Source organism: Tahibacter aquaticus, from assembly GCF_004363655.1.
Lineage (GTDB): Bacteria > Pseudomonadota > Gammaproteobacteria > Xanthomonadales > Rhodanobacteraceae > Tahibacter > Tahibacter aquaticus.
On the sequence record NZ_SNZH01000002.1, the window covers coordinates 151,605 to 166,106 of the forward strand.

Here is a 14,502-nt window from a genome sequence, read left to right on the forward strand (position 1 = left end):
CCGCCGCTTCGCGCGGACGAACCAGCGCGCCATTTCCCCCTTTCCCTTTTGTCGACAGCAAGCGTGACGCATTTCGCGTAAAACACCGCTGCAGAACGCGTAATTTGCGCAGCGGGCGATTGTCGGCAGGGTAGCGCCGCTCAGCCTGCAGGCGTATCGAACGGTGCCGAAAAATCCGCTTTGCGCATATATGGATTCTTGTCAATGCGCTTTGCTAGGCTTGCGGCCCTAGTCGCGTCGCCGATTTCCGCGCAGGGCTTGCGTCACTGACGCCAGGAACGCGCTCCAGTCCATCGTTTTGCGTCGAACGGATTCGCCATGAATCGCACTCTGAACGTCACCACGCCGCTGGGTCCGGAACTGTTGCGCTTCGACGGACTGCAAGGACGCGAAAGCCTGTCGCAGCTGTTCGACTTCCAACTCAGCCTGAAGAGCGAAGAGAAAGGGCTGTCCGCCGATGACCTGCTCGGCCAGCCGATCACGGTGGATTTCGAACTCGAAGGCGGCGCGCGCCGGCACCTGAACGGCCAATGCGTGCACTTCCGCTCCGCCGGACGCCGTGGCAAGCAGTACCTGTATATCGCCCAGCTCAAGCCCTGGCTGTGGTACGCCACGCGGCGCAGCGACTACCGCATCTTCCAGGGCCAGAGCACGCCGGACATCGTCAGGCAGGTGCTGGGCCTGTACCCGTTCCAGACGCGCTGGCTGCTCTCGCGCAGCTATCGCAACTGGACCTACTGCGTGCAATACCGCGAAACCGATGCAAACTTCGTGCAGCGCCTGCTGGAGCACGAAGGCATCTGGTTCTGGTTCGACCATTCCGCCGGCGAGCACACCCTGGTGCTGACCGACGACATCGGCCTGGCCGGTCCCTATCCCGGCTACGCCACGATTCCGTTCTATCCGCACGACCATACCGTACCCGACAAGGACCACCTGCACGGCTGGGCCGCCAGTGGCCAGGTGCAAAGCGGCCGCTACTCGGCCCGCGACTACAACTTCGTCATGCCCAGCGCCGACCTGACCACGCTGCGCAACGGTCCTGCCGCGCATCCGCATGCGAGCTACGACATCTTCGACTATCCCGGCAGCTATCCCACGCTGGGCGAGGGCGATCCGTATGCGCGTACCCGCCTGGAAGAACTGCAGGCCGGGCACAAGCGCAGCCACGGCACCGGCCGTGCGCGCGGCCTGGCCCCGGGCCGTCTGTTCACGCTGGAGCGGCATGCCGTCGCCGGCTACAACCGCGAGTATCTCGTCGTCGGTGCCGACTACGATTTCAGCGACAACGACTACGAAGCGAACCAAGACAGCAGCGAGCACCGCCTGGGCATCACCGCAGAATTCCACCCTACCGACCAGCCGTTCCGGCCGGAACGGCGCACACCCAAGCCGCATACCATGGGCCCGGAAAGTGCCGTCGTCACCGGCCCCGCCGGGCAGGAAATCTTCACCGACGAGCACGGCCGGGTAAAAGTACAGTTCCACTGGGACCGCTACGGCAGGAAGGATGAAAACTCCTCGTGCTGGATCCGCGTCTCGCATCCCTGGGCCGGCACCGGCTTTGGCAGCGTGCATATTCCGCGCATTGGGCAAGAAGTGCTGGTCGATCATCTGAACGGCGATCCGGACCAGCCCATCATCGTCGGCCGCGTCTACAACACCAACAATCCGCATCCGTGGAACCTGCCGGCCAATGCCACGCAGTCGGGCTTCCTCACGCGTTCCAGCATGGGTGCGACCTGGCAGAACGCCAACGCGTTCCGCTTCGAGGACAAGAGGGGCGAGGAACAGGTCTGGCTGCATGCGGAAAAGAACCAGGATATCGAAGTCGAGAACGACGAGACGCACTGGGTCGGCCATGACAGAACCAAGACCATCGACCACGACGAAACCGTGCATGTGAAGCACGATCGCACCGAGACGGTCGACCACGACGAAACCATCACGGTGCACAACAATCGCACCGAGACCGTCGACGGCCACGAGACCATCACCATCCACAAGAACCGCACGGAAGTGGTGGACGGCAATGAAACCATCACGGTGCACAAGAACCGCACCGAGACGGTAGACCAGAACGAAACGATCAGCGTGCACCAGAACCGTACACGCACGGTCGATGGCAACGAAACCGTCACGGTGCACAAGAACCGCAGCAAGACCGTCGACAAGAGCGAGACCGACAAGATCGGCAAGAACTGGTCGATCAAGGTCGGTCGCATGAAGACCGAGACCATCGGCGTGGCGAATATCGAGTCCATCGGCCTGGCCCGCATGAGCAATATCGGCATGGCCTACAGCCTCAATGTCGGCATGGTGATGAACACCGTCGTCGGCATGCAGCAGTCGAGCCAGATCGGCAGCAAGAAAACCGTCAACGTCGGCAAGACGCTGGATGTCAGCGTCGGCGAGAAGGAAACGCGCAGCGTCGGCAAGGAGCGCAGCACCGAGGTCGGCACCAGCGACACGCTCACCGTCGGCGAACGCCACAGCATCAGTGTCGGCCAGGTGCAGGTGACCAGCGTCGGCGACCATCTGGAGCTGGCCTGCGGCGCGGCCAGGATCGTGCTCAAGAGCGACGGCGGCATCTACCTGTCCGGCACGCATATCGAGATCCAGGGTGCACAGGCCATCAATGCCGACGGCGGCCTGGTACAGATCAACTGCGGTGCCTCGCAGGCGGCGCCGGCGGCGCCACCTCCACCCGAGCCGCCGCAACAGGCGCCAGAGGCGGAGCAGGCCGGTCCCATGGCCGCGCTGGGCGAGCTGCTCGGCGGCAGTGGCGAAGGCAACGTATTCGGCACCCTGGGCAAGATCGCCGGCCTCGCCGCGCAAGTCGGCATCGGCGGGCCCGTAGCCGGCGTGGCTGCCAGCGCGCTGGGTGCCCTGGGCGGCGCAGGTTCCAGAAGCGGCGGCTGAACAACGGCACGATTATTTATTTCTACTTGTTTTTGACGGAGACGCCGCATGGGCCAGCCCGCCGCACGCATCACCGACGCCGGCCTGCACAAGAAGGGCGCCGGCGTGGTGCTCAAGGGATTTGCCAAAGTACTGATCGGCGGCCAGCCGGCAGCGCGACAGGGCGACCTGATCCAGCACAACAGCAGCAGCGAGCCCATCGTCGAAGGCGAACCCAGCGTGCTGATCGGCGGCCAGCCCGCCGCGCGGGTCGGCGACAAGATCGGCTGCGGCGGCGCCATCCAGAGTGGCTGCACGACCGTACATATCGGCCTGAGCGCGCAGGGACGCTGCCTGCAGTCCGCCAGCGACGACGGCTCGGCCTTCGTGCAGGCCGTGGAATGACGAGCGAGCCGGCCGAACCGCTGGCGCGCTGGTTCGGCCGTCATCTGCAGGCCGAGGCCGGCCCGTGCTTCGCCCTGGTCGACTGCGCCCGCCATCCGCAATTGCATGCCTTGCTCAACCATCCCAGCGTGCGTGCCGAATCGCTGTTCGACGGCGTCGAGGCGCTGCGGCTGGAACGCTACGGCGCCTGGATAGTACCGTTCCCGCTGCAGGGCGAGCTGGCGCGGGTCTGGTTCGGCAATGCCGGCCAGGGCTGGCGCGAAGCCTGGGGCTGGCTGTTCCAGAGCCATGCCAGCCTGGAAACACTGATGCGCCATTTCAAGAAATTTCTCAAAGTGGAATTGCCCCAGGGCGGCCAGGCCTACTGGCGCTTCTACGATCCTCGCGTGATATGCCAGGTATTGCCGGTGATGCGGCAGGAACAGCACGAACAGTTCGTCGGCCGCCTGCTGCGCCGCATCTACTGCGTCGACCCGGCGCTCAACACGTTCTACGAGGTGTGGCCGCAGGATTCGGTCATGGGCAACCTGCTCGGCGAGCGGCCGCTGGATATCCGCGCCCAGTACCTGCCGGCCGTGGCCTGATGCAGCGACTACCCGGGATGGACCATGAAATTCGACACTGAGCAGATAGGTGCCTTGAACGCGCTGAATGCGCGTCAGCAGCGCGACTACCATATCGCCGACATCAAGCAGCGTTGGCTGGCGGCGCAGCCCGGCTTCCGGCCAGTGGTGGCGCGTGTGGACGATCCGCTGCTGGAAGCCTGGATCGCCGCCTGCTACGACGACTGCGCCGCGCTGGGAGTCAAGGCCAAACGCATCGTGCTTCGCTACACCTTTGAACTATTGCGCGCGCTGCAGCTGGGCGCCGGACAGGAGTTCGTCGACGGCCTGCGCGACTATTTCTGCAGCTACCGCTACGGCAGCGCGCATGCGCTGGAATGGATAGGCCATGTCATGACGACGCTGCACGCCCAGGCGCATGCCGCTCTTGCCACGGAAGCCCGCGCCCATGGCTGATCCGACGCCGCTGCAGCTGGCGCAAAAGGCCAAAGCCGCGGCCGACGCCGCCGCCGCCAGTGCCGAAAACAGCGCCAAAGCCGCCGAACTCGCCGCCAAGCAGGCCGATCGCACCGCCAAGGCCGCCGAGCTGGTCGCGAAGAAGCAGAAAGCCAATAGCGACGCCGCCAAGGCCAAGGGCGAAGCCGCGGCGGACGCACGCCAGAAAGCCGATGAAAAGGCCGCCGACGCCAGCGCCAAGCGCGCCGCCGCCAACGAAGCCAAGGCGGCCAAGGCCAAGGCCGATGCGGACGTGGCCAAGCTCACCAACGATAAGCTCAAGGACTCGCTGTCGGCCGAAGACTGGGACGAGATCGTCAAGCAGATCGAGCAGAACTGCGGCCCGGATGCGATCAAGGACGGCGTGGTGAAACCCTGCGGCCGGATTCGCAAGCGCAACTGTGCCGGCCCCGATCCGGACAAGAACGTACGCATGGCGCCGGCCACGCAGTCGGCCATCAACACCGCCCAAGGCAGCAACATCGATTTCAATGCGCTGGCCGACTGGGAAGGCGGCCAGGCGACCGAGGGCTATGTGCCCTGGTTTCCGGACAAGATCGACGTCAAGGATGGGGCGATCAGCGTCTCGACCAGCACCGCGGGTGGCAAGACCACGCTGGTCGGCAACAGCAAATCCGGCGTCACCGTCGGCACCGGCGTCGACCTGGGCCAGCAGGATGCGACCGTATACGGCAAGCGCCTGCGCGCCGCCGGCGCCTCCGAAGACCTGATCAAGAAACTCACGCCGTACATGGGCCTGAAGCGTGCGGAAGCCTGCCGCTACCTGCGCGCGCACCCGCTCACCATCACCAAGGACGAAGCCGAGCTGATCGACAAGGAAATGAAGAGCGCTCACCTCAGCGAAGCCAAGACCCAGTACGCCAATGCAACCAAAGGCATTGCGAACGCGCCCAAGTTCGGCGAATTGTCGCAGGCTGAGCAGACCGTACTGATGTCGCGCAAATACCAGGACGGCAACCTGACCAACGCCTCCAGCAAGCGCCTGATGACCGCCATGGGCAACCGCAACAACACCGACTCGGTCAACGCCTTGTCGACCCAGTATTACGACGCCGGCGCCCACGAGCACCGTATTCCCAAGGAAAACAAATACTTGAAAGACAGCTTTCCGCCACCGGCCCCTGCCGCCGCACCCGCGTCGGCGCCGGGCGCCCCTGCTGCACCGCCCGCCCGCCCGCCCGGCGGCTGAGCCACTGCGAGTCCGAAACCATGATCCGAGCAACGATTGCCACCGCGCTGGGTTTGACTGCCATGTCCGTCTTCGCCGCCGAGAAATTCCCTGCCCATCCGCTCAGCGGCAGCTTCGCGCTGGCCTCGTCCACGCCGGCCATCGACGGCATCGATGCGCGCCAGCTGCAGCCGGAGATCTTCCAACCCGGCCAGCGCGTGCAGTTCGAGTTCCACGGCGAGACCGGCGCCGACCGACCAGGCCGCGAAGACTACAAAGTCACTTTGTTCGCACCCTTCCCGCGCAGCTTCTGCCTGCGCCCGCAATGGAGCCTGAGCTGTCCCAGTATCGACGGCACGCGCCCGCCCGACGACAACGACCGCCCGCCGGGCACGCCGCTGGTCTACGAAGCCAACCTTGACGCACAACGCCTGAAAACTCAGGCCGACGTCGACCTGTACAAGCACTTCGTGCCCTACGGCCTCAAGCCGGGTGGCTTTGTATACGTGTTGACGTATACCGATTCGCGCGCCTCGTACGTGCTGTACCTGAAGGACGCTGACACCTTGATCAGCCGCGCGGCGTACAACAAGAGCGACGACGAAGTGATCGCAGTGGACCAGGTGCTCAAGCGGGTGAAGTGAACTCTGCCGCTGCTACGCGCCGTCGCCGCGCCGCAGCGCTTCAGGCAAACAGATCTCCCTGCGCCGACGCCTTGCGCGGCGCCACGAAGCTGCGCGTATCCAGCTCCAGGTTCGCCCGCCGTTTGATGCCGGCCTGGCGGCAGGCCACGATGATGCGCTGCCGGATCAGGTCGGCGAACGGCCCTTCGCCGCGCATGCGCGTGCCGAAGTCCGGGTCGTTGAGTTCACCGCCGCGGATATTGCGGATGACGCTGAGCACATGCTGCTTGCGCTCGGGGTAATGGGTTTCCAGCCAGTCTTCCCACAGGCCTTTGAGTTCCCAGGGCAGGCGGATGACGGTATAGCCGGCGCTGACAGCACCGGCCGCGGCCGCCTGTTCGACAATGGCCTCGATGTAGATGTCGGTCAGCGCGGGAATGATCGGCGCCACCAGCACGCTGGTCGGTATGCCCGCCGCCGTCAATGCCGCAATCGCCTGGATGCGCCGGTGCGGCGCGCTGGCGCGCGGTTCCAGCCGGCTGCTGAGTTTGTTGTCCAGCGAGGTGACCGAGACGAAACAGTGCACCAGCCTGCGCGCGGCCATGGCCTGCAGCAGGTCAATGTCGCGCTCGATCAGCGAGTTCTTGGTGATGATGGTGCAGGGGTGGTTGCAGGCGTCCAGTACTTCGAGGATCTGCCGCGTCAGGCGGTAGCGTTTTTCGATGGGCTGGTAGGGATCGGTATTCGCGCCGAGGTTCAGCGGGGTGCAGACGTAGGACGGCTTGGCCAGATCCTGGCGCAGAATTTCCGCGGCATTGGTCTTGGCGAACAGGCGGGTTTCGAAATCCAGGCCGGGCGAAAGATTCAGGTAGGCATGCGAGGGCCGTGCATAGCAATAGGCGCAGCCGTGCTCGCAGCCGCGGTAAGGATTGACCGACGCATCGAAGGGAACGTCCGGCGAACGGTTGCGACTGATGATCTGGCGCGCGCGTTCTTCGCTGACCGTAGTGCGCGGCGCCGCGGCGGGTTCGCCGTCCTGGTACCAGCCGTCGTCGAAAGCCTCGCTGACGGTTTTCTCGAAGCGGCCAGCCGGGTTGTCGCGGCTGCCGCGGCCTTTGATGCGCTCGGGTTTGCGGATGTCGGACATGGCGGCGGAATCTGCGCTGCGGCAGTCGCAACGGCTGCGATGACGGCGGCGCTCAGCCCGTCGCGGGCAAGGCCGCCGGCTTGTTGCGCAGGCGCTGCCAGACACGGCGCAGTACCCGCCAGAGCTTGGGCAGCACCCAGATCATCACCAGCCCGAACAGCAGCAGCAGGCCGAGGAAAACCCAGGGGTAATGCCATACCAGGTACAGGCCGCCGAGCACACTGAGGTCTTCGCCGACGCTGGCACCCCAGTTGCTGAAGGGTTCGGGCGAGGTGTTGATCAGGGCACGCGTACCGGCCTTGGTCAGGTGGGTGCCCGAGGTGATGACGCCGCCGAGCAGGCCGGCAGCCAGCTGCAGGCCCGGGCTGGAATCCTGGAATACGCCCCAGGCCAGCAGGCCGCCGGCGGGAATGCGGATAAACGTATGCAAGGCATCCCAGACCGAATCGAAGGCAGGAACCTTGTCCGCCAGGAATTCGCCGACCATCAGGATGCCGCTGACCCAGAGCACCCAGTCGTCCTGCAGCAAGGCCAGGCCGCTGGGCAGTGTGATCACGTCGTAGCGTGCCAGCAGGCCGATCAGGAATACCGCGCCGTAGAGGCGTATGCCGCTGGCCCAGGCCAGGCCGGCCGCCAGCGCCGTCGATTGCAAAAGGTCCATGGTCGCCAACCTTGCGGAATCAGCCCGCGTCGATGTGCATGCTCGCCGCGATCAGCCAGCGCTTCAAGCACTGGCTGCGTTCCGCCGGCCAGGGTTCGGCCTGGGCCGCCGTTGCGACCGCGGCGGTATCCCAGCGCGGTGCCACCGCAGCACCGGCAGCGGCCAGGCCCGGTGCATAGCCCAGCCAGCGGTTGAGGTCATCGAAACGCCGCCCCACCGCCGCATGCATGGCCGCGTCGAAATGGCTGCGCCATTCCTCCGCCTGGCCGGCCCGATTGAACTGTGCCGTCAGCGTGCCGGCCTGGATCAGCTGCTGTTCCGCTGCCTGGGCAACGCGGAAATCCGATGCGGCGATGGCGCGCCGCAGGCTGGCATCGTCGGCCTCGATGCCGAGGAAATCGAGGGCGCGCCGTAACGTAGCCGGCGCATCGGCACGGTAGTCCTCGTAGCGCAGTACCTGGTGCTGGCGCCCGGCCAGGGCCAGGCGCCAGGTCTGCAGCCACAGGGCGAGGAAATCGGCCCGGCTCAGCGGGTAGTGGAACCAGGGTTCGGCAATGAACTCGGCAAACGGCTGCGCCGCGGTGGTCAGGCCGACCCGCAGGGCACGCTGCCAGAACGAGTACAGCGCATCGCGCGGATCGCGCACGAACAGGATGGTACGCGGCAGCTCGGCATAGGTGCCGGGCCAGGCATGGCTGAGCCGCGGCACCGGCGTGGCGCGGAAGTCGAATTCGCGGCCATGCTGCAGGCCGGGCAGCAGTCGGCGCCACGATTCGTCGCTGCGGTCGTAGCGATAGCGCCGGCCGCCGCGCTGGCGCCAGTCGCTGCGCAGGTCGGCCCCCCAGGGTTTCCACAAAGCGACATCGAGCTCCAGCAGGCAGTTGGCCAGCCAGGAGGCGCCGCTGGGCATTTCCGGAGAAACGATGTCGCAGTCGTAGTGCGCAAAGCCATGGGCTTGCGGGGAGTCGTGAAACTGCGGCCGCGCATCAAACATGCCGCAAGCACCAGGCCTGCAGCACGCGCTCGGCCAGCTGCGGCGCGGCGCAGGCGGCGCTGTCCAGGCGCAGGTGCGGCAGCAGCGGGAATTCCGCCGCCAGCTCCACACCGACGCGCGGTCCGTGCAGCACGCGCTGGCCGCCGATACGCTCCTGGCGCAGCTGCGCCGGACACTCCAGCAGTACTTCGAAATAGTCCTGGCCCGAGGCGCGGTTCATGGCGTGGATTTCATGGAAAAGTGAAATGGTGGAAACCACCGCACAGCCACCGCCGCGGCTGTGCGCCACGGCCAGGCCGGAAATATTCCGCGCCACGGCAAGACGCTCGTCGCGGGAATAACCGCGGCCGAGTTCACCCATGCCTTTGCGCACTTCGTCGCCGTCGAGCAGCGTTACGGCGCACCGCTGGGCTTCGCCCTGCTGTGCCTGCCCGGCTTCCAGCTGCAGCGCAAGCTGCCGCGCCAGCGTGGTCTTGCCCGCGCCGGCCAGGCCGGTGATCCAGATGATGCTCATGCGCCCGGCACATCCCAGCGCCAGTCATGGCTCCAGCCCGGGCTGCGACGCGCCAGCAGGCGGTACAGGGCCAGGTCGCGGGCGCTGTCGACTTCGCACCAGCGCCCGTCCACGTCGATGGTTGCAATCGGTATGCCGCTCGCCAGCAGCAGGGCGAGCAGGCCGGTGGTATCCAGGCGGCGCTGCTGCTGCGGTTCCAGTTGCACCAGCAGCTGCTGCACCTGCTGCCAGCCCTGCGCGGAGAAGCGCACCAGGCCGGTGAACTGCGCCTCGATCGCCGCCGCGCTGTCGGCGCGCGCGCCGATCTCGGTCAGCCAGCCGTCGCGGCGGCGCAGCGATTCCGCATCGGCCAGTACATCGGCAAAACGCAGCGCCCACAGTTCCTGCCAGCGCCGGTCGACCGTGATGGCGATATCGGCGCTGCTGTCGCGCAAGGCCTGCGCCAGCGCGGGATGGAACACCCCGTCGCCGTAGACCAGCAGCACTGTGCCCAGGGTTTCCGGCCGGGCACAGCGCAGCGAGGCAATCGGACCGCTGCCGGCCCAGTCGGTATTGACCACGCATTTCACCTGCGTGGGCCAGCGCAGCAGCGGCGCGGCATGGCCGGCGACGACGCTGACCTGGCTGATGCCGGCGGCCTGCAGCGCGGCCAGCTGCCAGTCGAGCAGGCTGTGCCCGGCCAGGCGCAGCAGGGCCTTGGGCCGGCGCCGGGTCAGGCGGCCCATGCGCGAGCCGCAGCCGGCGGCCAGCACTACGGCGTGCATCGCTGCGCCCACCAGATGCGCGTGTGGAACGGTACGGTGATCTGCTGCGCGGAGCCGACTGCCGCGGCGATGTCCTGCAGTACCGCGGCGGCCTTGTCGCCGGCCTGGCGCAACAGCGTTGCATGCGCGCGGAAGCCGTCGAGGAAAGCTGCCTGGGTACTGACATGGACGAAGGCGTGGCTCAGGTGCCGGGCCGGACCAAACAGACCGCTGCGCTGGATTTCCGCGCTGGGATCTTCGCGCCGGCTGCCGTAGCCGTAGTCGGGCACATGGCGGCGTATCGCCTGTTCCACCGCCTGCTGCAGCGGATCGTCCAGGTCGCGATGATTCCACATCAACGCAATGTATCCATTGCTGCACAACAGCCGGGCGGCTTCGGCCAGTGCCGCCTGCGCCGGCATCACATTGAACGACGAACCGTAGCTGGCCAGCGCGAAGGTGCCGCCGGCCAGGCCGGTGGCTTCGCCACGGGCGGCGACGTAGTCCAGGCCGTCGTGCTGGCCGACTGCGCGCATGGCGGCATTCGGTTCCACTGCAGTCAGTGCCAGGCCGCGCTGCTGCAGCGGCAGGCTCAGGCGGCCGGTGCCCGCGCCGATGTCCACCACGCGGGCGCCGTCCGGCAAGGCCAGCTCGCGCAGCAGCGCATCGATGGCAGCCGGGGCATACGGTGCGCGCTGGTTGTAGTGCGCCGCGAGGGCGCTGTAGTCCCAATCCAGGGTATTCATTTCAGACGTCCGTCCAGGGAGTGACCGCCAGGGCCTGGGTATCGATTTCCAGCAGCTTCGCCTGGCTCAGACGCTGCCAGCGCTCCCAGCCCAGGCCGAGGATGGCCGGCACGCCGAGTTCGGCGCAGCGGATGGCCATGTGCGAATTCGGTCCGCCAAAGGCGGTGATCAGCCCGGCCGGCTGGCGCGCGAAGATCCAGTCGTAGCCCGGATCGGCGCTGGCAATCGCCAGTACCGCGCGCAGCGGCACGGCCGCCGGCCGGGTCTGCATGTCGACCACCACCAGCGGCGCAGCGGCGCGGCCGTTGCCGACGAAGGTCGGCGTGCCTGCGGCAATTTCCACCTGTTGCACTGTGCAGCGCGGATCGAACACGGTCGGCAGGCGCAGCGCCGCGTCGATGGCGTGCGCGCTGCGGTTGGCAGCGGCACGCAGGCTGGCAGCGGACGGGCTGGCGGCGCGCGCCCGGTCCAGTTCGAGCCAGCTCAGGCTGTCGCGGTCCAGGCCGCGGCTGGCGCCGTGCGCGGCGAGCTGTTCCAGCAACTGCGAAACCGCGGCAGACAGGCGGTATTTGGCGTACTCGCGCGCCTCGCGCGTGCGGCAGTAGCCGTGCAGCAACGCGTCCGCCTCCAGCCGGTAGCCCGTTTCGCCCAGCAATCGATCAAGGGCGCGCCGTTCCGCCGGCGTAGGCGCGAACTCGACAGCGGCTGCCTCGGCGACGGTCGCCGTCAGTTCGCGCTGGCCCAGCGACGGCGTGGTGATTTCGAACGTGCCGGCGCGCAGGAAGCCGAACGCATGCGCATGGCCGCTCGCGCGCAGGAAGTCCCGCGTCACGCTGCGGCAGCTGCGCTGCAGCAGCAACAGGCGTTCGGGCTGCAGCGCACCGCGGGCGACGGCAGAGCGCACCAGTGCTTCGTAGACAAAAGCCAGGCGTGCGATCAGGGCGAAGGCGAGGCCGCCGTCGCGCGGCAGGCGCCGGCAGGCCACAGCCAGCGCATCGGCATCAGCATCGGCGTGCGCAGGCTGTTCCAGGCGGCGCAGGCGCGCCAGTCCGGCGGCGAGCGTCTGCGGCGCCAGGCAGCGCGCGGTAATGCTGCGCAGGGTGTCGCGGTAATGCGCCAGCTCCGCCGGCGCAAGCACGCCGGCATAGCGTTCGCGCCATTGCGCGTCGAAATCGAAATCGACGCAGGTCTGCGCGATGGCGAATTCGTATTTGTCGTGCAGCTGCGGCGCGGCGAGCAGGCGTTCCTGCCAGGCATCGGCCAGGCGTGCGGCCGTGCTATCGGCCAGGGCTTGCGGCAGCAGGGAATTGGCGCTCGCGCGCACGTCGATGTACGGCCGTCCCGCCAGCGGCTGCAGCAGCGACACCTGGCGCAGAGGGCGATAGCCCAGCGCGCGGCGGGCACGTTGCCAGGCCGCGTCGGCAATGGCCAGGCGGAATACGTCCAGGGCCAGCGGGCGCGGATGGCTGCCCAGCAGCTCGGCGGTATTCCAGTCGGGCATCAGGGCAAGCACGCGGCGCTGGCCGGCACAGCCAGCTGTTGCCTGCAGCAGCTGGCGCTGCTCGACCGCCAGCAGGCGGCGCCGGGCCAGGCCGCTGCGCGGCGAGCCGCGCAGTACCAGCGGCCGCACCTGCAGCAGCAGCACGCGCTGGCCGCACAGCACCAGTTCGGCCTCCAGCGGCTGCGCACCGCAGTGCTCGCGCAGTTCCAGCAGGGCGCGATGCAGCAGGGCCAGGTCTGGCCGCTGCGGCGACGGCGCTTCATGCGCGAGATACACCGTCTGCACGGCCACATCGCCGCGCGTGACCGCATCGGTGCGCGCACCGGCAGCAAGACTGAAGGCGTAGTAGTCGGCGCCGTCCTCGACCGCATGCGTGGCCGCGACCACTGCCATTTCTGCCTGCACCATGGCCTGTACAAACACTTCGTCCTGGCTGCGCGCACTGCCGTAGCTGGCGAAAACCGCATCGATCGCCGCAGCCAGCGCGGGCGCATCGGCACTGGCCACATCGAGCCGGGTCAGATAGCGGCCGGCCTGCGAATGCGCGCTGCTGTCCTCGTCCGCCTGCGAACTGCGCACGGCGACCGCAGCACCGCCGAACACCTGGCGCAGGCGCAGCAGACAGTTTCCGCGCTGCTGCCACTCGCGCCACGACAGCACCAGTCCTGCCGGCACTTCGCTATGCCGCAGCAACGGCGCCAGGCGCAGCAAGGTGCCGGCCTTGCCCGACCAGGACATCGCTGCGCCCGCGGCGGCGGCCGGCGCCCCGCTCATTGCCATGTAGCTGCCCGGTTGCGGAAATCGCGCTGGGGCGCGGCAACCGCGCCGAGGAACGCATCGAGCAGCGGCGCTGGCGGCAGCAGTGCCGGCTTGCCGGCCTGCAGCTCCGGATGCCATTGCACGCCGACGGCCCAGCCGCCTTCGCTGCGCACGGCTTCGAGCAGGCCGTCTTCGCTGCACCAGGCCTCGGCGACCAGGCCATTGCCGAGCAGGGCAATGCCCTGGCGATGCGCCGACGTGACGCGGCCTTCGCTGCGCGCATAGCTGGCATGAAGCAGGCCGCCCGGGGCCAGGCGCACGCCGTGTACATGGTCGTCGTACCGGCCGCGGTCGCTGTGGGCAATGCTGTGCGCGCGCTCGGCCTGCAGGTTCTGGAACAAGCTTCCGCCGTAGGCGATGTTGAGCAGCTGGCAGCCGCGGCAGATACCGAGCACGGGCTTGCCGCCGGTCAATGCGGCTTCGAGCAGGGCCAGTTCGAATTCGTCGCGGGCCAGATCGACGCCTGCGGTGGCAGGCGTCGCGCCGCCGTACCACTGCGGCGACAGATCGCCGCCGCCCTGCAGCAGCAATGCATCGATGCCTTGCAGCAACTGCTGCGCCAGCCTGCGCAAGGCCGCGCGATCGAACGAGGAGGGATGAGCCAGGATCAGCGGCAGGCCGCCGCGTTCGGCGATCAGGTCGACCAGGCTGCGCTCGGCACCGAGCAAATCCTTGCGGGCATTGCCCGGTGCATCGGCCACGCCCGGGCGCAAACGCGCGCTGATGCCGATGCGTGGCGGGAATTCGTTTCCCATGAGAACTGTCCAGACTTGAGCGTACGCGAAGCCCCGACCTGCGGCGCGGCAAGGGCAAATTCCTACGCTATCATCGCCGCGCAAGCGAATTGCAAATTTGGAGTTACGTCATGCGGTTTTTCTGGCTGCTGCTGACGCTGGGCGGAATCGGCGTCGCCTTCGTTGCCAAGACACCGGGCTTGCTCGGGCTGGCTCTGGCGGTTTCCTTCATTGCCGGCATATGCGCCGTGTTCACCTTTGCCGCAGCGCGCATCGATTCGAATTCGCGCCCGGAATCGGCACTGTTGACGCCGGATGTGCTGGCCGCCATACGGGCCCGTTCGGCGCAGCAGCAGTCCGGCCAGGCCAGCCGGCCGCCGGGCACCGCGCCGGCGGCCAATCCGCCGCGGCGGCTGCCACCGGGTTCGCCGGCCTCCTGACTTCCGCTGCACCGGCTCGCCGGTCAG

General features: G+C 67.5%; 15 protein-coding genes. 7 read left to right on the forward strand and 8 right to left on the reverse strand.

Annotated features, from left to right (window positions below; all coding sequences use genetic code 11):
- The first annotated feature begins 318 nt into the window (after positions 1-318).
- Genes DFR29_RS03515 through DFR29_RS03540 form a run of 6 tightly spaced genes read left to right on the forward strand, consistent with a single transcriptional unit; the run spans position 319 to position 6,197 of the window.
- Entirely contained in the window at positions 319-2,922 is a 2,604-nt protein-coding gene (locus tag DFR29_RS03515; protein ID WP_133817182.1) for a type VI secretion system Vgr family protein, read from the forward strand.
- A 48-nt stretch (positions 2,923-2,970) separates the two neighbouring features.
- Positions 2,971-3,306 carry a PAAR domain-containing protein gene (locus tag DFR29_RS03520; protein WP_133817183.1) on the forward strand — a complete coding sequence of 112 codons (336 nt, stop codon included), beginning with the start codon at positions 2,971-2,973 and terminating at the stop codon, positions 3,304-3,306.
- The gene (locus DFR29_RS03525; RefSeq protein ID WP_133817184.1) at positions 3,303-3,890 is read left to right on the forward strand and encodes a DUF4123 domain-containing protein; all 588 of its coding nucleotides are present in this window, start codon (positions 3,303-3,305) and stop codon (positions 3,888-3,890) included. The genes DFR29_RS03520 and DFR29_RS03525 overlap by 4 nt, the downstream gene beginning before the upstream one ends.
- A gap of 24 nt (positions 3,891-3,914) precedes the next feature.
- Positions 3,915-4,325, forward strand: coding sequence for a hypothetical protein (locus tag DFR29_RS03530; RefSeq protein ID WP_133817185.1), 411 nt, complete (start codon positions 3,915-3,917; stop codon positions 4,323-4,325).
- Positions 4,318-5,574 carry a pesticin C-terminus-like muramidase gene (locus tag DFR29_RS03535; RefSeq protein ID WP_133817186.1) on the forward strand — a complete coding sequence of 419 codons (1,257 nt, stop codon included), beginning with the start codon at positions 4,318-4,320 and terminating at the stop codon, positions 5,572-5,574. The genes DFR29_RS03530 and DFR29_RS03535 overlap by 8 nt, the downstream gene beginning before the upstream one ends.
- Positions 5,575-5,594: 20 nt before the next feature.
- Positions 5,595-6,197, forward strand: coding sequence for a hypothetical protein (locus DFR29_RS03540; RefSeq protein ID WP_133817187.1), 603 nt, complete (start codon positions 5,595-5,597; stop codon positions 6,195-6,197).
- A gap of 40 nt (positions 6,198-6,237) precedes the next feature.
- Here DFR29_RS03540 and DFR29_RS03545 read toward each other — a convergent pair whose 3' ends face one another.
- The 8 genes from DFR29_RS03545 to DFR29_RS03580 are packed head-to-tail and all read right to left on the reverse strand — an operon-like array spanning position 6,238 to position 14,056.
- Entirely contained in the window at positions 6,238-7,323 is a 1,086-nt protein-coding gene (locus DFR29_RS03545) for a PA0069 family radical SAM protein (RefSeq protein ID WP_133817188.1), read from the reverse strand.
- 52 nt (positions 7,324-7,375) lie between these two features.
- On the reverse strand, positions 7,376-7,984 hold the full coding sequence (locus DFR29_RS03550) for a DUF4126 domain-containing protein (RefSeq protein ID WP_133817189.1): 609 nt from the start codon (positions 7,982-7,984) through the stop codon (positions 7,376-7,378).
- Between the two features lie 19 nt (positions 7,985-8,003).
- Positions 8,004-8,978 (reverse strand): sulfotransferase domain-containing protein, encoded by a 975-nt coding sequence (locus tag DFR29_RS03555; protein ID WP_133817190.1) that lies wholly within the window; start codon positions 8,976-8,978, stop codon positions 8,004-8,006.
- Positions 8,971-9,492: an adenylyl-sulfate kinase gene (locus DFR29_RS03560; RefSeq protein ID WP_133817191.1), complete on the reverse strand. Its 522-nt coding sequence runs from the start codon at positions 9,490-9,492 to the stop codon at positions 8,971-8,973. Before DFR29_RS03560 ends, DFR29_RS03555 begins: the two co-directional genes overlap by 8 nt.
- Positions 9,489-10,256 carry a phosphocholine cytidylyltransferase family protein gene (locus tag DFR29_RS03565; protein WP_133817192.1) on the reverse strand — a complete coding sequence of 256 codons (768 nt, stop codon included), beginning with the start codon at positions 10,254-10,256 and terminating at the stop codon, positions 9,489-9,491. Before DFR29_RS03565 ends, DFR29_RS03560 begins: the two co-directional genes overlap by 4 nt.
- A complete protein-coding gene (locus DFR29_RS03570) occupies positions 10,244-10,981 on the reverse strand; it encodes a class I SAM-dependent methyltransferase (RefSeq protein WP_133817193.1) in 738 nt (245 codons plus the stop codon). Before DFR29_RS03570 ends, DFR29_RS03565 begins: the two co-directional genes overlap by 13 nt.
- A 1-nt stretch (position 10,982) precedes the next feature.
- Positions 10,983-13,256: a PEP-utilizing enzyme gene (locus DFR29_RS03575; RefSeq protein WP_166653854.1), complete on the reverse strand. Its 2,274-nt coding sequence runs from the start codon at positions 13,254-13,256 to the stop codon at positions 10,983-10,985.
- Positions 13,253-14,056, reverse strand: coding sequence for a gamma-glutamyl-gamma-aminobutyrate hydrolase family protein (locus DFR29_RS03580; RefSeq protein ID WP_133817195.1), 804 nt, complete (start codon positions 14,054-14,056; stop codon positions 13,253-13,255). Before DFR29_RS03580 ends, DFR29_RS03575 begins: the two co-directional genes overlap by 4 nt.
- 110 nt (positions 14,057-14,166) lie before the next feature.
- Between DFR29_RS03580 and DFR29_RS03585 the strand changes: the two genes are divergently transcribed.
- The gene (locus DFR29_RS03585; RefSeq protein WP_133817196.1) at positions 14,167-14,475 is read left to right on the forward strand and encodes a hypothetical protein; all 309 of its coding nucleotides are present in this window, start codon (positions 14,167-14,169) and stop codon (positions 14,473-14,475) included.
- Positions 14,476-14,502: the final 27 nt, after the last annotated feature.